The 26,382-nt window shown below is 36.1% G+C and carries 22 protein-coding genes and 1 pseudogene; 10 read left to right on the plus strand and 13 right to left on the minus strand.

The window, feature by feature from the left end; genetic code table 11:
• Positions 1–6: 6 nt before the first annotated feature.
• A complete protein-coding gene (locus F6K18_RS06925; protein ID WP_287519713.1) occupies positions 7–147 on the plus strand; it encodes a hypothetical protein in 141 nt (46 codons plus the stop codon).
• Between the two features lie 352 nt (positions 148–499).
• Complete coding sequence (gene cofG, locus F6K18_RS06930) at positions 500–1,489, plus strand: 7,8-didemethyl-8-hydroxy-5-deazariboflavin synthase subunit CofG (RefSeq protein WP_124143730.1); 990 nt, start codon at positions 500–502, stop codon at positions 1,487–1,489.
• Between the two features lie 611 nt (positions 1,490–2,100).
• On the opposite strand, the gene F6K18_RS06935 is transcribed toward cofG, so the two are convergent.
• On the minus strand, positions 2,101–2,718 hold the full coding sequence (locus F6K18_RS06935; RefSeq protein WP_240038813.1) for a GNAT family N-acetyltransferase: 618 nt from the start codon (positions 2,716–2,718) through the stop codon (positions 2,101–2,103).
• Between the two features lie 888 nt (positions 2,719–3,606).
• Between F6K18_RS06935 and F6K18_RS37250 the strand changes: the two genes are divergently transcribed.
• Positions 3,607–3,921, plus strand: a complete 315-nt coding sequence (locus F6K18_RS37250; protein WP_375341296.1) for a response regulator — start codon at positions 3,607–3,609, stop codon at positions 3,919–3,921.
• A pseudogene (locus F6K18_RS37255) lies at positions 3,921–4,492 on the plus strand (GAF domain-containing protein); the annotation flags it as partial. The gene F6K18_RS37250 and the pseudogene F6K18_RS37255, both read left to right, overlap by 1 nt.
• A gap of 283 nt (positions 4,493–4,775) precedes the next feature.
• Here the strand turns inward: F6K18_RS37255 and F6K18_RS06945 are convergent.
• A complete protein-coding gene (locus F6K18_RS06945) occupies positions 4,776–5,390 on the minus strand; it encodes a transposase (RefSeq protein ID WP_287519716.1) in 615 nt (204 codons plus the stop codon).
• Positions 5,391–5,485: 95 nt separating this feature from the next.
• Between F6K18_RS06945 and F6K18_RS06950 the strand changes: the two genes are divergently transcribed.
• Entirely contained in the window at positions 5,486–5,881 is a 396-nt protein-coding gene (locus F6K18_RS06950) for a hypothetical protein (protein ID WP_287519717.1), read from the plus strand.
• A 1,221-nt stretch (positions 5,882–7,102) separates the two neighbouring features.
• Here the strand turns inward: F6K18_RS06950 and F6K18_RS06955 are convergent.
• From F6K18_RS06955 to F6K18_RS06965, 3 genes are all read right to left on the minus strand, one after another.
• Entirely contained in the window at positions 7,103–7,543 is a 441-nt protein-coding gene (locus tag F6K18_RS06955; RefSeq protein WP_124147332.1) for a hypothetical protein, read from the minus strand.
• A gap of 297 nt (positions 7,544–7,840) precedes the next feature.
• Complete coding sequence (locus F6K18_RS06960; protein ID WP_161564718.1) at positions 7,841–8,002, minus strand: hypothetical protein; 162 nt, start codon at positions 8,000–8,002, stop codon at positions 7,841–7,843.
• Between the two features lie 268 nt (positions 8,003–8,270).
• Positions 8,271–9,404, minus strand: coding sequence for a PP2C family protein-serine/threonine phosphatase (locus tag F6K18_RS06965; protein ID WP_287519941.1), 1,134 nt, complete (start codon positions 9,402–9,404; stop codon positions 8,271–8,273).
• Positions 9,405–9,756: 352 nt separating this feature from the next.
• Here F6K18_RS06965 and F6K18_RS06970 point away from each other — a divergent pair, with 352 nt between their 5' ends.
• Positions 9,757–10,251, plus strand: a complete 495-nt coding sequence (locus F6K18_RS06970) for an ATP-binding protein (protein ID WP_287519718.1) — start codon at positions 9,757–9,759, stop codon at positions 10,249–10,251.
• Positions 10,252–10,274: 23 nt separating this feature from the next.
• On the opposite strand, the gene F6K18_RS06975 is transcribed toward F6K18_RS06970, so the two are convergent.
• The 8 genes from F6K18_RS06975 to codA form a co-directional block, all read right to left on the minus strand.
• Entirely contained in the window at positions 10,275–11,045 is a 771-nt protein-coding gene (locus tag F6K18_RS06975; RefSeq protein ID WP_287519719.1) for a DUF1350 family protein, read from the minus strand.
• Positions 11,046–11,583: 538 nt separating this feature from the next.
• Positions 11,584–12,255 carry a 7-cyano-7-deazaguanine synthase QueC gene (gene queC / locus F6K18_RS06980; RefSeq protein ID WP_287519943.1) on the minus strand — a complete coding sequence of 224 codons (672 nt, stop codon included), beginning with the start codon at positions 12,253–12,255 and terminating at the stop codon, positions 11,584–11,586.
• A 26-nt stretch (positions 12,256–12,281) separates the two neighbouring features.
• Positions 12,282–12,836, minus strand: coding sequence for a DUF2808 domain-containing protein (locus tag F6K18_RS06985; protein WP_287519721.1), 555 nt, complete (start codon positions 12,834–12,836; stop codon positions 12,282–12,284).
• A gap of 189 nt (positions 12,837–13,025) precedes the next feature.
• Positions 13,026–13,592: a 5-formyltetrahydrofolate cyclo-ligase gene (locus tag F6K18_RS06990; RefSeq protein ID WP_287519722.1), complete on the minus strand. Its 567-nt coding sequence runs from the start codon at positions 13,590–13,592 to the stop codon at positions 13,026–13,028.
• A 320-nt stretch (positions 13,593–13,912) separates the two neighbouring features.
• The gene (locus F6K18_RS06995) at positions 13,913–14,077 is read right to left on the minus strand and encodes a hypothetical protein (protein WP_287519724.1); all 165 of its coding nucleotides are present in this window, start codon (positions 14,075–14,077) and stop codon (positions 13,913–13,915) included.
• Between the two features lie 1,229 nt (positions 14,078–15,306).
• Positions 15,307–16,695 carry an AtzE family amidohydrolase gene (locus F6K18_RS07000; RefSeq protein WP_287519725.1) on the minus strand — a complete coding sequence of 463 codons (1,389 nt, stop codon included), beginning with the start codon at positions 16,693–16,695 and terminating at the stop codon, positions 15,307–15,309.
• A 212-nt stretch (positions 16,696–16,907) separates the two neighbouring features.
• A complete protein-coding gene (locus F6K18_RS07005; protein ID WP_124147341.1) occupies positions 16,908–17,099 on the minus strand; it encodes a DUF4089 domain-containing protein in 192 nt (63 codons plus the stop codon).
• Positions 17,100–17,468: 369 nt separating this feature from the next.
• The gene (gene codA, locus F6K18_RS07010) at positions 17,469–18,737 is read right to left on the minus strand and encodes a cytosine deaminase (protein ID WP_287519726.1); all 1,269 of its coding nucleotides are present in this window, start codon (positions 18,735–18,737) and stop codon (positions 17,469–17,471) included.
• A 591-nt stretch (positions 18,738–19,328) separates the two neighbouring features.
• Between codA and F6K18_RS07015 the strand changes: the two genes are divergently transcribed.
• From F6K18_RS07015 to F6K18_RS07030, 4 genes are all read left to right on the plus strand, one after another.
• Complete coding sequence (locus F6K18_RS07015) at positions 19,329–19,478, plus strand: hypothetical protein (RefSeq protein ID WP_287519728.1); 150 nt, start codon at positions 19,329–19,331, stop codon at positions 19,476–19,478.
• 553 nt (positions 19,479–20,031) lie between these two features.
• Positions 20,032–21,771: an ATP-binding protein gene (locus F6K18_RS07020; RefSeq protein ID WP_287519729.1), complete on the plus strand. Its 1,740-nt coding sequence runs from the start codon at positions 20,032–20,034 to the stop codon at positions 21,769–21,771.
• A gap of 681 nt (positions 21,772–22,452) precedes the next feature.
• Positions 22,453–22,839 carry a DUF1622 domain-containing protein gene (locus tag F6K18_RS07025; RefSeq protein ID WP_287519730.1) on the plus strand — a complete coding sequence of 129 codons (387 nt, stop codon included), beginning with the start codon at positions 22,453–22,455 and terminating at the stop codon, positions 22,837–22,839.
• A gap of 537 nt (positions 22,840–23,376) precedes the next feature.
• Entirely contained in the window at positions 23,377–26,052 is a 2,676-nt protein-coding gene (locus F6K18_RS07030) for a glucosidase (protein WP_287519732.1), read from the plus strand.
• Positions 26,053–26,382 lie beyond the last annotated feature (330 nt).

Here is a 26,382-nt window from a genome sequence, read left to right on the forward strand (position 1 = left end):
AATGAAATGCCAAGAAAAGTATATTTAGCAAATTATTTGAGTTCAGATGAACTCAAACAAAGGTATAAAAAAACTGTAGAACCAGTAGAGTCTGTGAAGGTGGCATTTATTGTGGAAAGTATCATGAGGTTGGACAGTGAAAAATAGTGAGATCGCTATAGGTATTAATGATGATTATGCCTGAGAAATAATCAAAAAATACAATCAATTAGGTGAAGTTGGAGTCAAAAATGGTAAACGCAACCTTCAAAAAGGAAAAAGAGGAAAAAAAGAACTATTAAAACCAGAACAATTTCAAAAATTAGCTCTAGAATTATTTGAAAAATATGACGATATACTGCTTCTGGGTAATTTCCCAAGCAACTACTCATATTGCTAGTTTTAGCCTCTTTGACAACTTGCCACAAAGGTATTTCCTCTATGAAATAATTATTCCAACCGCACTAATTTTTTCGTCTCTCTAATATAGATTTGACTAATTAAATTTAATACTTCACCCATGTCTAGAATTGTTACATATAGTCCTGCTTATACAATAGTTCCTACCTATGAATGCTTTAATCATTGCACCTATTGTAATTTTCGCTCAGAACCAAGTAAAAGTTCATGGCTTAGTCTATCAGAAGCAGAAGCAAAATTACTGTCCCTAAAAAATCAAGGTGTAATTGAAATTTTAATTCTGAGTGGTGAAGTACATCCAAACAGCCAAAATAGACCAACTTGGTTCCAATTAATCTATGATTTATGCAAACTAGCTCTATCTTTAGGATTTTTACCTCATACTAATGTTGGGCCACTTAGTAGAGCAGAAATGAAGGAGTTAAAACAAGTTAATGTGTCAATGGGACTAATGTTGGAGCAGATGACACCTAAATTACTACAAACAGTTCATAAAAATGCTCCTAGTAAAATACCACATTTACGCTTACAACAATTAGAATTAGCTGGCGAACTAAGAATTCCATTTACTACTGGTTTATTATTAGGAGTTGGAGAGACTGTAACTGACTGGAAAGAAACATTAATAGCGATCGCTAATGTTCATAAAAAATGGGGTCATATTCAAGAAGTTATTTTACAACCCTACAGTCCTGGTGAGCGACAAATATGGAATAGTGAAGCTTTCGACATCAATTTGTTGCCAGATATTGTAGCGATCGCTCGTAAAATTTTGCCCTCAACCATTGCGTTACAAATTCCTCCTAATTTAGTTACAAAACCGGAAATATTATTAGCTTGTGTAGAAACTGGTGCGAGTGACTTAGGAGGAATTGGACTCCACGATGAAGTCAACCCTGATTATCCTCATCCCCATTATCAAGGTTTAGCAAAAGTGTTGCAATCGCGAAGATGGCAACTAATCAAAAGATTACCTGTTTATTCTCAATATGATGCTTGGTTGCCAACAAATTTAGGTAATGTTGTGAGTAAATGGCGTATGAGATTGTTAATAGACCTCTCCGGAAAAGAGGAAGTAGGGAGTAGGTAGGGACGTTGCATGCAACGTCCCTACAGAGTAGGGGGAAAGAATTGATGATTTTTGCGCAATAATTGATCGGTTAAACATCAGGACTTACGCACTGAAATATAGATATAGGGTTTTGCTCAGTTACGCTACCGCTTTTTCCTATGGTCATGCTCCGCAAACATGTCGCCGAGCGTTAACGGAGTTATGCGACAGCAAAACACACCCTACCAATAGTGTTCATGCGTAAGTCCTAAAATGTGAGTATTTTTAGCAGATAAGGGCAGAAAAATTGAGTGACAGAGGAAATTGAAGTTTTTTTCAGACTTTTATAGCGGTTTTCACTCATGTTGACTACAAAACTTCTGCCCTCAGCATAAGTGCCTCTCTTAGTGCACATTCCCTCACAGGAGTAAGCATTCCGCAAGCGAGCTGTCGTCGCGGGGTCTGACCACTTGCGTCTGCCACCGACGCGGGGCCGCACCGCTTCTGCCTTTAAGCAAAAATTTCTGTATTCTATGAAACATGAAAACTGCTATAAGTCTTTCTCCCTCTTCCCTCTTGCTTCTTCCCTCTTGCTTCTTCTTGACAATACCGATGCTACCGGACTTGATATTAAATCTTATTCTTGAGACTTAAATGTTACTCGAAAAAGATTTACGCAAAAGTAACTTTCGAGGTTGCCCAAATAGTAGGGAACCGAAAGTCCACTCAACTTCTTGTAATTGATAACCAGCTTTATCGTAAAGTCTTCGAGCAGTATAATTATTTTCTAATACATGAAGGTATAACTCACAAAAACCCCATCCTAATACCTTATGCTCACAATAACTTAACAATTTTTGAGCAACTCCTAATTTTCTATAGTTAGCATCAACAGCTAAATTTGATAAATAAGCATACTCAAAATTATCTAAATTATCTAATTGCCAAGAGTTGAATAAGAGGACATCCATCCCACCTCGCGAACGCACATCAATTTCCACAGTTCCTACCAAATCTTGTTTTCTAGTATTAGATACATCCCTGGTAGACTCAGTATTTTCGACAACCATAGCAACAAGACATAAATAATGCTCAGTTTTTGAACGAATGCGATTGCGTAAATCTTCGTAAATACCTAGTCGTAAAAAAGGACGAACATAACCCATAATTCCTTGACAGGAGTAAAAACTATTAGTCAAAACTTCGGTAATACTGTTGATATCTTTTGGTTGAGCAATCCGGATGAAAAAACTAAATTCATTAGACAATTTTTTTTTTGCTTGAGGTTCTAGAAACTTTGATAAACAAAATAGAGGGTTCACAATAAATTTACTAACTATATCTAAATTCTATATAAAAGGCTAGAATATCTGTAGTAGCCATCTTGAGGTTGTGTAAAAATCTGAAAAAAGGCAACTGCTTAATTAGGCAATAGGATTAAAAGTTTAAAGCTAATATATTTTAGAATTTTTGACAAATCTTGTCATTTTTGTAGGCAAAGTGATTTTAGATTAAAAAATGATATTGAGCAGCCTACTACAGCTTTTAGTATATATACTAATCAGGGCACTAGTTGATAGGTTGAAAGGCCACTAACAATTTAGTATGTATAACAAGAAGCAAAAGTCCAAATAATTAAAATTTTCTTAAATTCAGAAAACTTTCTATTGTAGGTAAAAATTGTTTTGATCCTGAATCAAAATCACTAATTATAACATTTTAAGCAACTGTATATTATTGAATATCAACTATAGCAGTGCGTGCTGGTATATTTACAAATTACAGGAACTACCCAATAGCTACAAGTCTGATATTATCAGCTTTTTATTTCCCTTATTACCTGTTGCCTGTTGCCTGTTGCCTGCGCATTTGCGCCAGCATTCCGTAGGAAAGCGCTATACAAGATCAAGATTATTCACTTAATTAAATTTAATTAACTTGATAATGAATAAATTATTGATAATAATCACTGTGATTGAAGCACCTTTTTTCAGTGAAGCAAGTACCAAAGTTGGTGATTTGCTTTTTGGTTGATTATTACAGATGTAAATGGACATCTAGCATTCGGTTGTCCAGCACAATAGAGTCCCATCTATAACTGTAACTTGCTAAATCATAATTTATCATTACTGACTTGAAAGCACGGAGAGCGGTGCATGAGTTCTAGAAAAAAACTTAAACCGAAAATTTTGGTTGTCGATGACGAATTAGACAATCTAGACCTTCTTTACCGTACTTTCCACAGAGAATACAAGGTGTTGGGATCCCAAAGTGGACTGGAAGCTCTAAAAATTCTAGAAACATCTGAGGAAGTAGCTGTAATTATTTCAGACCAGCGAATGCCCAAAATGAGTGGTACAGAATTCTTGAGTTTAACTGCCAACCAATACCATAATACTATTCGGATTCTTTTAACTGGATTCACTGATATAGAGAAATTCCTGATAACGATCGATCATCAACTGCAATAGAATTACCTCAGTCATTTGTTCCCATTCGTAGTAATCCTGTTTGAATGGAATTGCTAAAAACAAAAAAAACAATAGCAATTTGCGATCTGAAGATCAATCCGGAATTTAACGAATATCAACTACCCTTACGCTCTAATACTCGTGCTTTGATGGTAGTACCCCTAACTGTCGATGGTAAAATTATTGGTAGTATTTCTCTACGTCACAATGACGACATACACCAATGGCAAGCTGCTGAAATTGAACTAGCTGAGGTAGTAGCTTCCCAAGCAGCGATCGCCGTGCAACAATCCAGTCTATACCAAACAACCAGACAACAAGCTGAACGACTAATAGAAGCAGACCGCCTCAAAAAGAATTTTTCCAAAATATCTCCCATGAATTTCGTACACCTTTAACTTTAACGATCGGTTTGTTAGAAGAAGCAGTTAATTCCAGCAGAGATTTATCTCTAGATCGAGGTGCGATTGCACTGCGTAATTCTCGTCGTCTCTTGAGATTAGTTAATCAATTATTAGATTTGCAAAGACTTGATACTGGAAGAATGCAGCCTTCTTTTCAACCCTGTAATACCAAACTCAAAAGTATTGCTACATCTTTTTGAGAGTAGGGAGTAAGGACCCACCCCTAACCCCTCCGGTGGAGGGGAAAAAAGGAGTAGGGAGTAGGGTGAAAAGAGATAAGATATCTTGGTTTAATGCCGATAATCGTTATAAACATTACTAAACGATTATTATTACTTAATAACTGAAGTTCATCGGAAGTATAGCATTATTTTTGTGAATTGGTATAATCTTTTGACACTCCACGGGATAAATCCGCGTGGATTCTGACGGTTGTAAAAACAGGCGGATTTATCCCCTGTTTTTACAACCGTCAGTTGAGGGACTGTCATTGACCCCTACATTGAAATCATCCATATCCATTACAGATACAGCTTTCTGAAGACTCAAAGGACATGATTTACCTAACCATTGACCAATATTTTGTGAAGCATTCCAATCAGCATTGCATTGATAACCATCAAATCCCGTAAAAGTATGCTTAACTCTCTTACCTAGTACACCGTTACGGTGGTCTGACTTGCTAGTATATGGTGCTGGTACAGACTCCACTGGTATACCAGCTCTAATCGCTTTGTACCTGGTAAAAACTTCTAACTGATAAAAAGCCCAATGGTCTCGGTTTTTACTAGCATCTGACTTGGTTTTCTGCCGTTGAAGTGAGCTTTGTCTGATACCCGACAAATCCTCAAACCGTAAACCCATGTTGTAGTCTTGGGCAAATTGTACTAACTGTTGAGAAATTACATGATTGATGTGAGTCATAATTCTGCGCTCACGCCTTTCGATGTCCTTGATTTTTTTCAGTTTCTTAGCTTCCTGAAGTTGTCTCCGTAATTTTTGATATTTACGCCTTAAACTTTTTACTTGCTTTCCACTCCAAAATTTACCAAAGCTATGAGGCAATGCTGCAACTGCAATATTATTTTGTATTAATTCACGCTTCTAAAATTTGGAGATGTACCAACTCCTGATCCAAATAATAGGAATAATAGGAATTATTGTTTTGGTCGGCGATCGCTCTTTTCCCTAATCATACCCGCGCTTCAGCAACGCCTATTTGGGAAGTTGAACTTGCTGGTAGCAGTGCTATTTCTGGGTTAGATTTTGACAGCATAGGTGACGTCATCTATAAAAATATTGGTACAGTTGTTGCTGATGATGTCACCGACGAAGATCCTAGTCACTACGTTAACGGCGAACCAGATCCTCAAGACCCTGGTATTGACATTGAAAAGTTCACTAATGGTGTAGATGCTGACACCATAGAGGAAGCAGTAGAAATTGCTGCTGGCGAGACAGTTACTTGGACTTATGAAGTAACCAACACTGGTGATCTACCCTTTGACGAAAATGAAGTTGTAGTCACTGATGACCAGGAAGGTAGAATTTTGTAAACTGGAAAATTTTTTTATTGGGATTGAGATGTAGGTATTAATGCTGTATATACACTAGATAAGTGATAGTCCTGTATATGTAGTGATAAGTCAATATAAATTATTAGTTTTTGAGATTAATCTTGAAAATATTACGTTTTTAGACAGTGTAAAGTTCTTGGAATAACTATTGCTAGCCAAGGCTTTCAGGGACTCAAGGTTAAAAACTATCGATTCAGAATCATAGGTGCTTTCATCCATGGATAATGGATAATGGATAATTACCTCTCCCTAAAAGGGAGAGGATTAACTAAAAGGAAAAAATTTATTTTTTTCCCCTTGAAAGGGGAAGCTTTCAACCTGAATTATTTAATTATTTAATTATTAATTCTTCGGTAAGCCTTTTCCAGTAATACTTATCAGTCTTGAGAGCACACCGTTTTTTAGAAGAACTTTGTACTCTCAAGTTACGTTTTCTCCTGCTGAAAAATTTAAAAATTATTGTCTAGGCAATATAGCTGCCTCTAGGCTCTGCCTTTCATGTCGCGCAGCAAAACGCTTCATATAATCAGCTATAAAATCATCAGGAATTAACCCCAAACATTCTAACCAAAAAGTCTCCTATTATCTATTGAAAGTAATCATAAAAATCTCTATCTCTATAATTCAGTTCTGCCCTAGTTGTGGTAGTAATTATATTGTTAAAAATGGGATTATTCACTTCAGAAAAACAAAAACATCAGTGTCAAAATTGTCTGTGACAATTTGTGGAAAATAGTAAAATAAATTATATTTAGTAATGAAGCCAAAGAATTAATTGATAAATTAGTTTGGCACTTTTTAATTCCTGTAACAGGTGTGTCGAAAAAATGGTTCCAGAATTACGTTAATAATAAGTATGCTGAAGTTTCTCGGTCTATTAAATATACTAAGAAAAAACTGGGTAAACTCATCATCCAATGTAATGAAATGTAGTCATTTGTTGACCATAAAAATCACAAACAATGGCTCTGATTAGCAATTGATATAGAAACTAAATGAAGCGTTTCGCTGCGCTACATGAGAGGGGGAGACTAGCAGCAGCTATATCGCCTGACCACAATTTTATCACTACATATACAGGACCACCGAAATATATTAGAGACTGTTTGTATTGATTGATCATAATGAATAGAGGAAATAATTACTCTAACATCTTAATTTTTAATTTTTGCTTCAATCGCAAATCAACAATACCTAGTTTTATTGTTGTTGATAAGTAATTTCTTCTCTCTTCACGACCAGACCATTGATTGCTAGACTAAAAGAACCATCATTCACTCTGAAAGTTTTATTTCCATCAATTGCAGCATATCCTTGATTAAATTCTACAGGTAACTCTAAAACTTGATTCGGATTAGATTTTCTGCCTGCAACTAACATTAATTTACCATTTGGTTGACGACAAATATTGGCAAAATAGTTCTTGGATTCAAAATAATTTACTTCAGACCAGTTGTCTCCACGTTGAAGACAAATACGCCGATTATTCCGGGGAAGTTCAGCTAATAATATAGTTCCTTGCTCTGTTTCTAGATTGTTATGATCTGCTAGAGCTTTTGCTAAAAATGTATATAAAAAGAATGTAGTAATTGTCAACAGTCCTAACTTTAAGAGCTGTTGATTAGTCTTAACAAAATTCACAGTTTAGTTCTCCGATAAATTAATTAATGGATTCCATGATACAACATAGAAGCAAAATTTAATAATTAAATTTCTATGATTCAATAAAAAGCATATCTGGCAAGGGAGGCGAATTAAACTTTCTTGAAATAAAAATCAATAGAGCTACTATCTCTCTTGACATACTTTTTCAAAAAATTGACTACACACATTGGTTATTTGTTCTTCACTGATAGTCTTACCATTTTCTACAATACTTAAAGTAGCACCTGTTACAATATAGATAATATTTCCGTTTTCAGCAACATATCCAGTTCCCTATTCAGCTATTGCAGGTATCTTAATAGCATTTTCAGGATTAGCTTTTTGACCACCAATATAAATTAATTGACCATTTGGCTTTCGACAGATATTGGCAAAAAAATTAGCTGTTTCTACATAATCAAAGATGTTACTAAAGGCAGATTTTACTGAAGGCATATCTGCAAACTATTAGTGGTCTGTCAACTTTGAAGTGATGGATAGATTTTTGTAACTGCGATTTTTGGGTAATGTTTTTTGGGTAATATGACCCCTCAAAACTATCTTGATAGACTACTACAAACACCCTAAGTATTTTTAACAAAAATTTATCACACCTGATATAAGCTTTTGAACATTTAAACTATAGAACCTCTTGATCAAAGGGAACCCTTAACCCTTAACAAAGAACATAAAAACTAAATGTCTCTTAGCTTATATCAGCAAGCTAACCAAAAATAATTTTTAGTAAAGAAAAATCATCACTAAAGGCATGACCACAATTCAAATCTCGCACATAGTTTAATATCTTATCTAGATGAAAATAACCGTATTTATGGTACTCTAAAATTAAATCGATCAAGTTATCTATACCCCAGATTTCTCCTCCAGGTTGAGGAATTTCATAAACACCATCACTAAAAATATACAGAGAACTCAACTTCTCAACTACACAAGAATCATCAACATAAGTCACATCTGGAAACATACCAATAGGCATTCCTGGAGTCTTCAACTTATTCACCTGACTAGACTGACCATTACCTAAAATTAAAACAGCCGGAGGATGACCTGCACTTGCATATACCAGTTGATTTTCAGAGCGATTATACACCCCATACCAGATTGTAAAGTATTTGTCATTTTGATAGGTCATCTGGTAAGTATTATTTAAAGCTCTAAGTACATCACTAGGTTGATGGTAATCTATATTCGGTATTGCCTTCGACCTTAATAAATTCAAAACTGACACAGAAGGAAGTGCCGCCCGTAAACCATGGCCAGCTACATCCAGTAAATACATAGCTAAGTAATTGTCGTCCAGCCAATAATAATCAAAGCAGTCTCCTCCTAATTTGCGAGAAGGAATAAACTGTGATTCAACTTTTACTGGTTCCATTAAGGGTTCTGGTAGAAGAGAGCGCACATAATCAGCAGCTTCAGCTAATTCTGCTTCTAATAGTCGCTTTTGGGTTTGTAAGTCTTGAGATAGCTGATGTAATCGTAACCCTGCTCTGACCCTGGCAGTCAATTCACTCATTTCTATTGGTTTAGAAATAAAGTCATCAGCACCTGCGTCCAGACCTTTAACTCGATCTTGAACCGTTCCTAAAGAAGTTAATAAAATGAAGAAAGTAGTAGATAGCTCAGAATTTGTTTTAACTCGGCTGCATACCTCTATTCCTGTGAGTCGTGGCATGATCCAGTCACAGATAATCAAAGCAGGTTGTAAATTTTGTGCCTGTTGAAAACCATCTTCACCATTACTTGCTACCGTCACTTCATAACCCTGTTTCTGGAGAACTCTTTTGAGCAATTCCTGAATGGCAATATCATCATCAATAACCAAAATTTTATACATCATGCACTCAGTTAAACAATTCACTGTTTCGGCTAAAGCCAACATAAAAGTGAGTAAGACCAACAGGAGTTTTTATTTCACTCGCTTCATTTGAATGAAGCAGGAGGAAGGATATAAGTAAAGTGCTAATATTTTTTTTCTTTTCTTAATTCCTTCATTTTGCAGATATTGGGTTTAATTCTCCCACGCCTTTTAAAAATTAGTGGTCTTCAATCTTACATTGGGATCGAATCCCTTTTTTCATCAACTTTCTTCATTTTTTTAAATTATTTACATAAATTTTATACACATACTTTACAATATAGCTTAGGATATATCTAAAATATTATGTAATAAATTTAAGACAGTAAGTGTGAATAAAGTCAAAGGATCTGATAAATTACCTACGAAACATAGTGCTTTTTTACAAGTTAGTTCAGACCTTAGAGAAAACGACAAAGTTTTGTCATGGTTTGAACAATTATATCAAGCAGCTATTCCGAAAACAGTTTGGCTACAGTGTGAGCTGGCTTTGGCTGAAGGTTTTACTAATGCAGCCCGCCATGCCCATAGAGATTTATCTAGAGAAACACTTATAGACATTGAAGTTACAATATTCAGTTACCACACAGAAATTAGAATTTGGGATTGTGGTCCGCCTTTTGACTTGGAAGAATGGTTAAAAGCACAACCAGCTCAAACAGATATATTTGCTCCTGGTGGACGGGGTATAAAACTTATGTATGCCATAGCAGACAATATTAGTTATACCCGTAGTACATCCGAAAATCGGAATTGTTTGTTAATTAGTAAAGATTATTGGCCATGCCCCAAAGAACAAAATCAAACTTCTGATAGTAACAGCTAAATCTAAAATGTGTGAGTGTAAAGCTATGAGATTTGTGCCAATGGATTGAGCCAAAGCAAAATTTCACGTTTAAGTTGATTGAGGTCTCGATAAACTTCTTGTTTGAGCCATTGACCGATCGCATCTATAGGAGTATATACTTTTCCTACAGGCCAATTTATATCTTGGCCCAAAGGTGTTAAATGATTTCCATTTAATCTTTTAACTGTCACCAGATCGGGAAAACGTAATCTCAACAAATCACTCAAACGAAGAGTTTGATCTATATCATCGTCTTTAAATTTAATCAATAAATTGCGCCGAATTTGATAACGCTTTTGAATTAGGCGGTTTGTAATCTTAGGAGATGGAGTAAATTCTACTTTCATCACAGGAGATATCTGTTCCACCAAGGGTATTGCATCACGAGCTGCAGAATTATTAAAAGATATCAAAATATTTCCAGCTCTTTCTAGAGAAAATAAGCTACCTATCAGTAAATGTAACTTACATCCCATGCTATGCCCAATGCCATATATAGGTAGACTTTTTTTTCGCAGTATTCTTTGAGCATAAATAAGATTGAGACAGCTATCAAAACTGCTGAGAACATTTTTAGCCATTGCTAAATGATCTAAAGTATTGACAAAAGGAGTCGCTATTACTGCATATCCTTGATTTGCTAGCATTTCCAATAACCACCGATAAGTTACATTGGGTGCAGTTGCAACAAACGCTCCTCCCAAAAAATGTATGACTGCTTTGGGGTGAGAAGGTATTAGTACCCAATTACCAGAATTTTCTTGCCATTCCATAATTCAAATACTATAAAAGTTTTTCTCTTGACAATTACAATATTTAGTGATAGTAAAGTTGAAGAATTATTTTGTGTTTAAAAGAGAAAAATTAAAACACAAAAATCTAAAACAGTATTATTTTTTAATAAAATTGTAATAGCCGTTAATAAAATTTTAAGGGAAATTGGTAGAATTTGACAGATTCAATTAGTTAATCCGCCTATATTTTTTTTGTTTTTATTTTTTAATACTCTCAGATAGTTGATTTCTGGGAAATTCCTACAGCGCTTTTGCTGATTGAGGACCTGACGTCACAATCAAAACCCAGTAGAGACCTTCCATGGAAGGTCCCTAGTGTGGTCTACCGAAATGAAAACCGCTGTAAGTAAAAACTTCTATTGCGATATTCGCAACAAAACTACCTACTCCATGAAACAGGAACTATAGCGCTACATTCAGGGAGTAGGAAAAAAGCTGACTAGATACAGATAATCAGCAATTAGCCATTCCGGCAATTTGTAAATATACCAGCGCGTACTACTATGAACAAAGATTTTTAATCAGACAATGGATCTGTTAATCCCAACTCCTGGAAAGCAGCTAACCGCAAGCGACAAGAATCACATACACCACAAGGTTTTTCTTCACCTGCATAACATGACCAAGTTTTCTCCCAAGGTACTCCTAAACTATTACCCAATTGAATAATTTCGGTCTTTTTCATATCAATAAGTGGAGAAACAATAGCGATCGCTTCACCCTCCCTCCCCTGTTTAGTTCCCAGGCGAAACACTTCTTGCATGGCCTGAATATAGTCTGGGCGACAGTCAGGATAACCCGAATAGTCTAAAGCATTCACCCCAATATAAACCCGACTCGCATTGACAACTTCAGCATAAGCGAGGGCAAAACTCAGAAAAATAGTATTACGCGCTGGAACATAAGTAATAGGGATATTTTGCGACATTTCCTCAACAGAGCGATCGTTTGGTAAATCAATTTGATTATCAGTTAATGCTGATCCTCCCCATAGTCTGAGGTCAAAACTAACAACATGATGTTCTACTACACCCACACTTTCAGCAATTTTTTTGGCTGAGTCTAATTCTCGACGATGGCGTTGTTGGTAGTCAAAAGAAATAGCATAACATTGACAACCATCTGCTTTTGCTTGGTACAAAACCGTTGAGGAATCTAATCCTCCTGATAATAAGATAACTGCTTTCACCATTCTATAATTTTTAGTAATATCTTTTAATCATAACTATTAGAACTGTCATAAAAATGAAGTCTACCATAGCCAAGAAAATGACCAGATGATTTTTCTCCCACAGGAAAAGCTGTCACCCCAAATAAATATATACCCCCATACTTAGGAGTCCGCACTGGACGCAAACCTATAGTAAAAGTTTTGCCTGGAGGTACTGGAGGGTTAAAGGTTACTGAGACAGTATTAGTTTCCCGAACGACCGCCACTTCTTCGACTGCCAGTTGCTGTCCTTTCTGGCGATGAGTTCCTTCAAAGGCAATAATTTTCTTTGGGTTATATCGGATATTGCCAGATCCTTCAGTTTTGGTAATTGTTACTCGTTCCAATGGCACTCTAGCATCAGGCAATAAACTGAGAGTAAAGTAATAGGTTGCACTCCAAACATAGGTTTCACTACGGGTAGTCACTGCCTTAACTAGGCGAGGTGGTTGAGCAAAATAAACTGTACCATCTTTTGTCTGAATTGCTAAAGTAGGAGTCACCAAGAAATAACAAACAATAAAGAAGAAGGAAAAAATTTTCAATTTAGGAACTAACATATAGTCATTGAGCAAATAAGTTAATTATGACACTACTTGGACTTATATAGAACTCCGTTCTGCTTACACGAACAAAAACTTTCTTCTTCTTTTGTTACTTATTTTTTTCCTCTTAACTCCTAACTCCTGACTTCTGACTCCTGACTCCTGACTCCTCCATGAAGATGCCTATTGCCTATTATACACTATCTATTTTACACCATTTTCTGTACAAACGGCACTTAGAGGTCTATCCCAAGGATCTATTGGTAATTGTTGTAAATAAGCAAATTCAAATACAATTCCTATAGTAGGTTTTGATGCCCATTCTTCAGAACTTAACATCCGGTCATAAAAACCACCACCATAGCCTAAACGATAACCATTTAGATCGCAAGCAACAGCAGGAATTAAAATTAAATCTACTTCTGATGAATGTAATAATGGTGCATTTGATTCTGGTTCTAAGATACCATAAATGCCTTTTTGTAAAGAACTTTCAGGTTGGCAAATATGCCAAGATAGAGTTTTTTTGACACACCGTGGAAATCCCCAATTTTTATTAGAAACTGTTGAATTTTCTCGATTATTTGTAAATAATAAACTAAGGTCTACTTCTTGACGGAAACTAAAGTAGGCTAAAACAGTTTGAGCTTTTTGAAATAGGGAGTAATTTTGTAAGTGGTGGCAAAGGCGATCGCTCTTTTCCCTCCATTCTGTCTCCGACATAGACTGACGTTTTTTTAACAGCGAGCTTCTTAATTCTTTTTTGAGCATTAATCTAGTGGGACTTACACTTAAAATATTCAGGTGGGTAAATATTAATTATACTAAGTATGGTTTAAACTCACAGATTTATATCAATTATCTCAACAATGGCGACAGATAGTGTAGATTATGATATGAGTAGAATTAAAAGAAAAAAATGGTACGAGTTGACAAGCTATACATCCTCCGCCACCAATGTCCACTTTCTTAACGCACTACAACCAATCTCTGTGGTTTTTACTGATTGACTATCAATGATACCTGGACTTTTGGAAAAAAGTAAAATAAAATAATTTCAATCTTTGATCACAAGTAGATTATACCTGAGTCTATCCCCAAACAAATCCCAGATTCGCTTTATGCTCTGCAAAAACATCTTGATGCTCTTGCAGCAAACAAAAAAAGTTGTAAGAAATTTCTGTAACAAACGCTTCTAAAGTTTCAGTAAAATTTGTCAACGTTTGACTAGCATAACCTCTTCTCAACCCTCCCATTAATTGTTGATAAAGGATGAAAGTGTAGGCCGTAAAAACTCAAATAAAGTGACCTATGAGACTGGTTTTATTTCTCAAGGGATTTATACTCTTTGAAATTCAATATTTTGGCTTTAAATTAGGCTGCCTTAGTTTACAGTAATAAAAATATTATAATGTCAATTCGATAATTATTCTGGGTATTGATATTATATAACTTTTTACTTTTTAATGGAATAAATAATATCATGTCCGCTGGTATCGTTCGTGTAAACCCAAAGGTGAATATCTACAGGAAATTTAAGTTTTTTTCTTGCTCTTAAGTATTCTTGCCTGTTCCCTGTTCCCTGTTCCCTGTTCCCTGTTCCCTACCCTTGCTATACAATACCGATGCTACCGGACATGATATAACTTTTGCTTTCTACCTTTAAGCTAAGATTTTAAGTTTAATGAGTGATATTTAAACATTTTTTTAGTTCAAAAATAGCCTAATTATTTTTTAAATAAGAGGCAAATACATCAATGTTTTTAGTCAAATAATCAATATTTATTCTAAGAATTTCCGTGACTTTAGTTCCTGGAGTAGTCAACTACTTAATAATACCAAATCCAGTTTAGCTAGACCACAAATAAGTTAACTACAATTCATATATATCAAGCTTTTCTCAATAATATATTGTGGTCTATAGTAATCGGATTTGGTATAACTTATAAATTATAGTAAAATTTCGGTGTCAAAAAAATGTGTTATAATTAACCAAAAACTTAAAAAGTAGCCTCAATAATCTTTTGGCCGGAGAAGGTAGTGGCAATTAGCACCGTAAGCGTGGATTGCTGCTGTATACGTACTACGGTACAGTACTGGCAATGTGGTTGTTTTGCCTAGCGCCATACTTCGTAAACTAGCAATGTGAAAATCGTGGTTTTAACCAGATTTACAGGAAACCAAAAACAGGAAAAAGATAGAGAATAGCGAGTTGCCTTCCAGAAGAAGCAAAAAGTTTTTTGATAACTATGTCTCCCTTGTCTTCTCTATCTCCCAATAGTTCCACTATTGCTAAAAACTACGTAGACATACTATCTGAGAACGAAATTATCTGTCGTCAAATCCGGACTACCAAGGAGAGTAGCAAATTGAGCGCCATCTCCGAAACCTGGTGCACTACCATTCGCATTGTAGAATAAACCACCACTAGATGTCTAATTGAGATACACTTTAAGATGAATTTGTGTTTCCTAGTTCCCCAAAACTATGAACTTAGTCCTACTAACTGTTCCATCTCCAACGCTGCTGCTACCTGTAAAATCAATGCTTCATTATAAGGTGCAGCAATAATTTGTACTCCCAAAGGTAAACCGTTAGTACGACGGATGGGTACTGACAAAACTGGCAACCCAATAAAAGATAAAGGTTGCGTATACAAACCTAAATTCGGACGCACCAACACTTCCTCCCCAGCAATAGTCATTTTTTCCTGCCCCAATAGTGGCGCAACACAAGGTGTAGTGGGAGCCAGAATAATATCTACTTCCTTAAATATTTCTCCAACACAACCTTGATACCAACGGCGGAAACGTTGAGCTTGAATATACCAGTCTGCCGGAATTAAAGCGCCAGCTAAAAAGCGACCGCGAGTTGCCGGGTCGAAATCTTGGGGGCGAGTGCGTAAGTTATCCAAATGTAAATTAGCTCCCTCCGTAGCAGTAATAATATAAGCAGCAGCTCTAGCTCGGTGTGCTTCCGGTATCGTCACCCTTCGAGTTACTCCCAATGCTGTCGCCACCTGTTCCACTGCTGCGAAAACTTCTGGCTCCCCACCTGTGGCAAAGTGACCGTTAGCAACTGCAATGCGTAAACCTTCAATATTGTGATTGAGTTGAGGCAAACAAGCTTCCGGAGTACGATGGGTACAAACTGGGTCTCTAATATCTGGCCCCTGTAAAACATCATAAACTGTTGCGATGTCTCTTACAGAACGAGCAAATGGTCCGACATGGTCTAAACTATTGGCAAACAGAAAAACGCCTGCTCGTGATAAACGCCCATAAGTGGGTTTAAATCCGAATACACCGCATAAGGAGGCTGGCACGCGGATAGAACCGTTGGTATCGGAACCGAGGGTTATGGGTACTAAACCAGCAGCAACGGCAGCAGCAGAGCCACCGGAGGAACCGCCGGAGATGCGGGTGAGGTCGTGAGGGTTTGGTGTTGCGCCGTAGTGACTATTTTCGGTGACAAAACCGTAGGCGTATTCATCCATATTGAGGGCACCAACTAGGATGGCACCTGCTTGTTTGAGTTTAGCTACGGCGGTTGCGTCTACTGTTGCGGGTGGGTTTTCGGCGTTTATTTTGGCTCCAGCGAGAGTTATTATACCTGCGATGTCGTAGAGATTTTTGACTGCAAAGGGCACGCCTGCTAGGATACCAGGATTTTTGCCTTGAGCAATTTCTGTGTCTATTTGTTTGGCAGTGTTAAGTGCGGTTTCTGCAGTAATAGCAGTGAAGCAGTTGAGGGTTTGGTTGTGCTGGTTAATTTGTTGTAAGCATTTAGTTACTATGGTTTGAGCTGTGATTTCGCCTGTTTTGATGGCTGTGGCGATCGCTATTGCATCTATTTCATTAAATTTGATAGTCATTTTGGTTTAATAGGTAAAAAAGTAAAAAAGTAAAAAAGTAAAAAAGTTTTTGGATAGTTCTGCATAGTAATGGTATACGCAGATGAACAATGTCTAGTGCGGGTCCTGCCCGCGAGTACGGGAGCAAGATGCTCCTACTGCTGTGTCTGGTAACAAAAATAATTACAATGCACGACCATTACAATCCACCACCACTAGTTTTTGTAGCCATATCAATTCCCTAATTTTTCTGGGTCAAATTTTGGTGCTTGCTCTATTTCTGGTGGCAGGGGAAAGTCTATGACTAATTGAGCGATCGCTGCAATTTTTTCTAGATTTTCTACTACACCGGGAAGGTGTTCTGGCTGTAATGGTAAATTGATTAATTCTGCCGTACATTCCACATATTTTTCGATATTTTTCATAATTAAATTAGTAATTAGGGTTTGCTGAAAAAGTATTTTTGTAGAGGTTATAAGTCAGGTTTTATACCTCATAAATCTGGAATAGGAAGGCAGGAATAATGGTCTGGTTTCTGTCTATCTAGGTTTGCTAAAAGTTTGAGTATTTTCAGCTTTTTGGAGCGAAAAAATTGCATTCTTTTTTTTTCTAAAAAAGGCTAAATAATTTACAAACAAAGGCTTTGAGAGTTGATCAGGAAATCCTCATCATAAAAAATGGATAATTGATGATAAATTATCCATTTTTTTTAAGTAGTTTTACCACGATTTTTTTAGTCTATTTCTTGATTTTTTCATTACACAAGAACTACAGTATAATCAAAAATATTTCCCTTAAGTAAAAGAAGTAAATTTAATTGTTTTCGGAATAGTCTCTGCCAATAATTTACCCTGACAAAATACATATTTTACAGTAGCACGTTTCCTAACTGCATTAAAACAACTATCCGCATCTAAAACTATCAAATTGCCTGGATTTCCTACTTTAATTCCATACCCATCTTCTACTCCTAAAGTTTTTGCACCATTCCAAGTAACCATTTGATAACAAGCATCAATTTCTGCCATTCCAGTCATCTGACATATATGTACGCCCATATAAGCCACATCTAACATACTACCAGTACCCAAACTATACCAAGGATCTTGCACACAATTATGGCCAAAACTAACATTTAGTCCTCGTTCCCATAACTCTTTTACTCGTGTCACACCCCGTCTTTTAGGATAAGTATCAGTACGACCTTGAAGAGTAATATTAATTAAAGGATTAGCAATAAAATTAATTTTAGACCTCTCTAATAAACTCATTAATTTAAAAGCATAAGCATTATTATAATAGCCAAAAACAGTAGTATGACTAGCAGTCACTTGTGAAGTTAAACCTGTTCTAATAGCATCAGCAGCAACTACTTCTAAAAAACGTGATTGGTCGTCATCTATTTCATCACAATGAATATCGATAAAACAGTCATATTTTTCTGCCAATTCAAAGATTTTATGCACAGATTTTACCCCATCTTCCCTCGTAAATTCATAATGAGGAATTCCACCCACACCATCCACTCCTAATTGTAAAGCTTTTTCTAAAAGTGAGAGGTTTTCATCTTTACTATAAATACCATCTTGGGGAAAAGCAACTATTTGTAAAGCCATCCAATCTTTGACAATTTCTTTGACTTCTAAAAGTGCTTGTAATGCTGTTAGTTTTGGTTCACTAACATCGATGTGGGTTCTAACAAATAATACTCCTTGTCTAGCTTGGAGTTTAAGAGTGTCAATAGCACGTTTTTTCACATCTTCTAGTGTCAACTCTTGCTTACGATCGCCCCAAATTTCTATACCTTCAAATAATGTTCCACTTTGATTCCATCGTGGTTCTCCAGCAGTGAGAGCAGAGTCTAGATGAATGTGAGATTCGACAAATGGTGGACTGACTAATTTTCCCTGAAGGTCAAGTTCTTGGTATGCAAAAGCTGGAATATCCTTAGAAATAGCAACAATTTTACTGTCATCAATGGCGATATCTACTATTTCTGTTTGTTGAGTTGGTTGCAATAAGCGACTGTTTCGCAGAATTAATTCATAAGTTTTGTCAGACATGAAGTTTTGGTAGTTAAAAAATTAGGAGTCAGTAATTTGAATTTTATCATGGAAGGGTCAACAATTAATAGATATCTCGGCGTTGCTGAATCAAGGTATGAAAATAAAAACTGAAGAATCTCAAATATTTGTCATTAATATAGTTTAGCAATCGCCAAAAAATACAAATCATAGCTCAAATCAGCAACGCCGATATCTCCAGAAAATAAACTTGCTTTTTATTTAAGATAAGCTAGAGTTGTAACAGTAACTTACAAAATCATTTTTCGTATCTTAGGTGTGAAAATCTATTCCCTGTTCCCTGTTCCCTCACAGAAGTGCGCTACCAGATGCGTGTGTCGCCGATGGGGGGTCGCACCGCTTTTCCCTGTTCCCTACTCTTGCAAAAAGTTTATATCTTTTTCACCAGATGTCTAATAATTAATTATGGCTTTGTTGAAAATAGACATCTCCACCAAATGAGGAAGTAGGCAGTAGGAAGTAGGCAGTAGGGAGAAAGAATTGATAATTTATGTGTGAGAATTGATTTGATTTTTGATTTTTACCAGATGTCTAATGAACTGCTTTGTGAAAATACTTGGAAAAGTGGCGTTGCTGAAGCACGTGTATGATATTAATCCTAATTACTTAGGAGTCAACCCACCCCACACCCCTGGAGGGGAAGTTAGGAGTCAGGAGGGGAGAAAGAATAAGAAACCCCGAGTAGAAGGAGAAAGTTTTTTGCTCGCCCTCTTATCCTGAATGATATCATACCTCAAATCAGCAACGCCGGAAAAGTTATGTGCAGGAATACCTACCATCAATGCTGAGTCATTTCTCAAATAGACATCTCCAGAAAATAAATAATGGTACTTAGACATTTTTTGGTAGGAAAAATGCGTCAAAGTCAGTCTTGACAAGGGAATTACGTCAAAGCCTTAAAAATGGCTAGAACCCTTAGTAACTCAGGATTTATGCCTTTTCGACGTGAAAACCTCTACCCATCTATATCTGAGCCTATTTTCTGCCTTTATTTTATGTAAGTCCCAATAACAGGAAACAGGGAACAGGGATAAATAATTGAAAATTGATAGATAAGAATTGCTTTTGTGTAAAAGTTAGCGTGAATATCTACAGGAAATTTAAGTTTTTCTAACTTTTAAGTCTTCTGTTTTAGATAACTAAAGCCTTCTTCTTTATTCCTTCTTCCTTACCCTTACAATACCGATGCTACCAGACTTGATATAATTCCTCTCAATAGCTAATAAAAATGGTATAACTTGATATAGCATTCTCAAGTAATTAAGTAATTTATATGGATTTTGAACAACCATTAGGTTCAGTAATTCAAGGTTCTCTCAGTCAAGGACTAGAAGTACGACTACATCCAGACATATTAGTAGAAGATATGCGGGTTGGTAAATTTTTGGTCGTAAAAGGAGTACGCGCCCACTTTTTTTGTATGTTAACTGATGTTTTATTAGGAACATCCAGCGAACGAATAATGATTAATCCTCCCTTACCTACAGATGATTTTTTACAATCTGTTTTAGCTGGAGGTAGTACTTACGGTACTATCGAACTTGCACCAATGTTGATGTTAATTATTTCTTCAGAAAAGTCCCCAGTATATTTCAATGCTAATAACGATAATGGCAATAACAAAAAATCTCAATCCATAGAAAATTTAGCATCTTTTGAAGCTCAAACCAGTGCTGAAATTAAATTAATGCCAGTAAAAACTATTCCGAGTCATTTTTCCCAAGTATTTGACGCAAGTGAGAGAGATTTTAGTCTAGTTTTTGGTAGAGAAGATGACCAGAGTCGGCGCAATTTTGCTGTGGGTAAACCTATTGATATGGATGTACCTGTTTGTTTGGATTTAGATAGATTTGTTGAACGGAGTAACGGCATTTTTGGGAAGTCAGGAACAGGTAAGTCTTTTCTGACTCGTTTACTTTTATCTGGGATTATTCGTAAAGGAGCTGCTGTAAATTTAATCTTTGATATGCACTCTGAATATGGTTGGGAAGCAATGGCGGAAGGAAAACAAGTTAATACGGTAAAAGGTTTAAAACAATTGTTTCCAGAACGAGTCGAACTTTGGACTCTCGATCCAGAAGCTACTAAACGTCGGGGAGTGCGAGATGCACGAGAATTGTATTTAAGTTATAACCAAATTGAGGTGGAAGATATTGGGTTGGTGCAACGGGAATTAAATTTATCTGAGGCAAGTATTGATAGTGCAAATATTCTCAGAAGTGAGTTTGGTAAATCTTGGATTGCTCAATTACTGGAAATGACTAATGAAGATATCCAAACATTTTGTGATGAAAAAAGGGGGCACAAAGGTTCAATTATGTCTTTACAAAGAAAGTTATTGCGACTGGATAATCTGAAATATATGCGGACAAAAAATACTAATAATTATATTGAGGAAATTTTAGAATCTTTGGATGCTGGTAAACACGTTATTATTGAATTTGGTTCCCAGTCAAATATGCTTTCTTATATGTTAGCTGCTAATATGATTACTCGCAGAATTCATAATAGTTATGTGCGGAAAGCTGATAAATTTTTGAGTTCTAAAAATCCGAGCGATCGCCCTCAACCATTAGTTATAACTATTGAGGAAGCTCACCGTTTTCTCGACCCTGCGATAGTAGGTTCAACTATTTTTGGTACAATAGCTAGAGAAATGCGGAAATATTTTGTGACTTTATTGGTAGTAGACCAGCGACCTTCCGGGATAGATGCGGAAGTTATGTCTCAAATTGGTACAAGAATTACAGCTCTGTTAAATGATGATAAGGATATAGATTCTATTTTTACAGGAGTTTCTGGCGGTCATAGTTTACGGTCTGTGTTGGCAAAGTTGGATTCTAAACAACAAGCTTTGGTATTAGGTCATGCGGTACCGATGCCAGTGGTTATCCAAACTCGCGCTTATGACCAGACTTTTTATCAGGAAATTGGAGATACAGACTGGCGATATGTGTCTGATGAAGAGTTATATGAAGCAGCTCAGGTTGCTCTGGATGATATTGGGTTTTAGGCATTGCTGAAGCGCGTGTATGATATTAATCTTAATGACTTAGGAGTCAGGAGTCAGTAGGGAAGAAAGAAAAAGAAAGAGGAGTAGAAGGAGAAAGTTTTTTGTTTGCTGGCGCACAACTTTCCTTACGGAATGCTACCGCAAACGTTAACGCGGAGTGCGGAACGGAGTTCTATCGGTAATTATCCGGACATGATATCATATTAAATCCGCCTAATTGCATATAGATCCAATAAGGTAATAATCAGGGTTTTAAGCTATTAGACATCTGGTAAAAATCAAAAATAAAATCAATTCTTATCCATAAATTATCAATTATTCCCCTCCTGGGAGGGGGAGGGGCGAGGGGTGGGTTGCCAGATGAGCTGTTGCCAGATGAGCTGTTGCCTCTTTTCTGGAGATGTCTATTGATTGTGAGGGTATTTAACCGGATTTGATATCATACCTCAAATCATCAACACCGGGTTTTAATATCAAATCCGAGGGAATTGGACATAAAAAAAATCTTCAATCGTCATAACTACGCTCATCTTTGTGATTCTTCTGAATCCTGACTCCTGACTCCTAAAGACTTAACCATTCTATAACTGTTTAACCGAATTTGATATAATTTGTTAATTTGCTATCTAGAAAAATACGCGATCGCTATACTGGAAAATGAATCTACTCAATCTATTTTCAATGATATATTTTTATCTAGCTACAAATATAATAGAATTAGCTGAGAATTTTTTAGATGAGTTTGTCCTTATTCTGAAGATTTTTATTGAGGCAATTGCTGTTTTTATTATTGCCTTTGCAGTGCTAAAAGCACTAGCACAAATGTGGCACAGACGGAAAAATAAGAGGCTTTTTGCACAAGAGGGAACAATCAGACTTGAATTAGGTATCTCCCTAGTTCTAGCTTTAGAATTTCTGTTAGCTGCTGATATAGTAGGAACTGCCATATCTCCAAGTTGGAATGATATTGGAAGGTTAGCAGCAGTTGCTGGAATTAGGACTTTTCTCAACTTTTTCCTAGAAAAAGAAGTGAAAGAACTGGAAGAAAAAAATAATCTCAATAGATAAAATTTTAAGAAGTAAGAAGGAATAAGGAATAAGGAATAAGGAATAAGGAATAAGGAAGAAGGAATAAGGAATAAGGAATAAGGAATAAGGTGTTTAGTTATCTAGGAGAGAAGTAAAAAATGGATGGGGATAGTCCTCGATAAGTCACTTCATGTTTTATAATACCAAATTCAAAAAAGGTAGTTATATCATGTTCAGATAAACACTAACTATAAAGTCATTGCGACTGGAACGGAGTGGAAGGAAGCAATCTCAGGGGTTTGAGATATCTCTTCCATCTATATCCTAATCATAACTATTCAACCGAACATGATATTACATCTTAATTTGTGATTTATTCCTACAATAAAAAAAGTCTAGATTACATACATTACTAAAAATTCAACCTTTTTTCCTCTTTTCTATTATGTTTTTCTTTCCCTGTTCCCTGTTCCCTGTTCCCTGTTCCCTATTCCCTGATTTAGAAATAGTTATTGTGTTACAGATAGTTGAGGAAAATTATAATAAATTGATATTTTCAACTGTTCCGAAATATTAATGATGATGAATACTCAAAACAATAACCTATTTACTCAAGAAGAACAAAGATTAGAAGCAGACCTCAACCATGAAGCATACTGGAGACGTTGGGGGCCATACTTGAGTGAGAGACAGTGGGGAACAGTACGAGAAGACTATAGTGAAGATGGTTCTGCTTGGGATTACTTTTCCCACGCACAATCTCTTTCTCGTGCTTATCGATGGGGAGAAGACGGTATTTGTGGTATTTCAGATAATCATCAACGACTGTGCTTTGCGATCGCTCTCTGGAATGGCGAAGACCCTATTATCAAGGAACGACTTTTTGGTTTAACGGGAAGTCAAGGAAATCATGGGGAAGATGTTAAAGAATATTATTTTTACTTAGATAATACCCCCAGTCATAGTTACATGAAGGCACTTTATAAATATCCTCAAAGTGCTTATCCTTACGCTGACTTAGTAGCAGAAAATCAACAGCGCGACCGCAAATCTTCAGAATACGAACTACTCGACACAGGAATATTTGCAGAAAATCGTTATTTTGATGTTTTGGTCGAATACGCTAAAGCAACAACAGAAGATATCTTAATTAAAATTACAGTAAATAATCGAGGTTCAGAAACTAAGACGTTACACTTATTACCCACTCTCTGGTTTAGAAATACTTGGTCTTGGGATAATCAATCAAAAAAACCTCTCCTCAAAAAAATCAATCCTGGTCTGATTGAAACAGAACACCCAACTTTAGGAAAAAGGTGGTTTTATTTTCCTCAGACAATGGAACTATTTTTCACAGAAAATGAAACTAATAAACAAACTTTATTTGGAGAAAAAAATGATTCTCCTTATACCAAAGACGGCATCAATAACTATCTAATTAATGGACAAAAAAATGCAATTAATCCAGAGATGTATGGAACTAAATTTTCTCCACATTATCGTCTAGAACTAGAACCAGGTGAAACTAAAATTGTTAAATTAAGACTTGCTAAATCCTCAGAAATTAAACAGCCTTTAGAGACAGAATTTGAAGAAACTTTTCAAACCAGAATTCAAGAAGCAAATGAATTTTATCAGCGTCTTTCCCCTTGTAAAATGAAGGATGAATGGCGCAATATTCAGCGTCAAGCATTTGCCGGACTACTGTGGACTAAACAATATTATCATTATATTGTCGAAGAATGGCTAAAAGGCGACCCTACCCAAGCGCCAGTACCAGAAAACCGTAAAAATATCAGAAATTATGGGTGGGTTCATCTATTTAATGATGATGTAATTTCCATGCCTGATAAGTGGGAATATCCCTGGTATGCTGTTTGGGATTTAGCATTTCATGCCATACCTTTAGCAATAGTTGACCCTAATTTTGCCAAACATCAATTAGACCTAATAACCAGAGAATGGTATATGCACGCCAACGGTCAATTACCAGCTTATGAATGGAATTTTAGTGATGTAAATCCTCCCGTTCATGCTTGGGCAACTTGGCGAGTTTATCAAATAGAAAAAGAACTTTATGGTCGTAGCGATCGCAAGTTTCTCGAAAGAGTATTTCAAAAACTTTTACTCAATTTTACTTGGTGGGTAAATCAGAAAGATGTTGAGGGAAATAATGTGTTTGAAGGAGGTTTTTTAGGTTTAGATAATATTGGAGTATTTGACCGTAGTGCAGAGCTACCAACCGGAGGTCATATTGAACAATCAGACGGTACAAGTTGGATGGCAATGTACTGTCTAGATATGTTAACTATTGCTCTAGAACTTGCTAAAGAAAATGATGTTTATGAAGATATTGCTTGTAAATTTTTCGAGCATTTTCTCTACATAGTTGATGCTATGAATCATTTAGGTTCAGATGGAACTCAACTCTGGGATGAAACTGATAATTTTTATTATGATGTTCTCCACCAACCAGATAAAGAAGATATACATATAAAAATCCGTTCAATAGTTGGATTAATTCCATTATTTGCTGTAGCAATTATTGACTCAGAAACTTTACAACAATTACCTAAATTCCAGAAACGGGTAAAATGGTTTATGGCAAATAGGATAGACCTTAGTGCTAATATTGCTTGTATGGAAGCTTGCGGTATTGACTCAGAACGTTTACTAGCAATTGTTAGTCCCGAACGTCTGCGAATAATCCTCGAAAAAATGTTAGATGAAAATGAATTTTTCAGCGATTATGGTATTCGTTCTTTATCTCATTTCCATACTGAAAATCCCTATATTTTTAATGCTAATGGAGAAGAATATAGAGTTGATTATGAACCTGCCGAATCTACCAGTCAAATGTTTGGAGGAAATTCTAATTGGCGCGGTCCAATCTGGTTTCCAATTAATTATTTAATGATAGAATCTCTGCAAAGATTTCATAATTATTTAGGTGAAGATTTTCGAGTGGAATGTCCGACAGGTTCAGGTAGGATGATGAATTTATGGGAAGTATCATTAGAAATTGAAGCGAGACTAATTAAAATTTTCCTCAAAGATGAAAATGGAAAACGTCCAGTTTATGGTGACACAGAAATATTTCAAAATGACCCCCACTGGCAAGATTTAATTCTGTTTTATGAATATTTTCACGGCGATAATGGTGCAGGTTTAGGGGCGAGTCATCAGACTGGTTGGACTGGTTTAGTAGCAAAGTTGATTCAGCAACGGAGCGAATATGTCTGTGAAATTTAGTTTTGGTTATGATAGACATCTCCAGAAAAGAGGCAACAGTTCCGGAAAGCAACAGGCAACAGAGAGAAATATAGAACTTACCCATGAGATAGGAAAAACTAGGATTTGAGATTGCTTTCCGTTCCGGACTGCTACGCAAACCCTGTCGATGGCAATGACTAAAATACGTTGCAGGTGCGTAAGTCTTATATAATTTGCACTGTGGAAGTGGAATTGGCATCTTGCCCGTTCCTGATATTTGCCCGTTCCTGATATTTTTGGGCAGGCAGGATACCCACCCCACTTATATTCATCCCACCCCTAAGCAATGCCTTGTTTTGGCTTAAAATT

The organism is Okeania sp. SIO2C2, from assembly GCF_010692625.1.
In the GTDB taxonomy this organism is placed as follows: domain Bacteria; phylum Cyanobacteriota; class Cyanobacteriia; order Cyanobacteriales; family Microcoleaceae; genus Okeania; species Okeania hirsuta.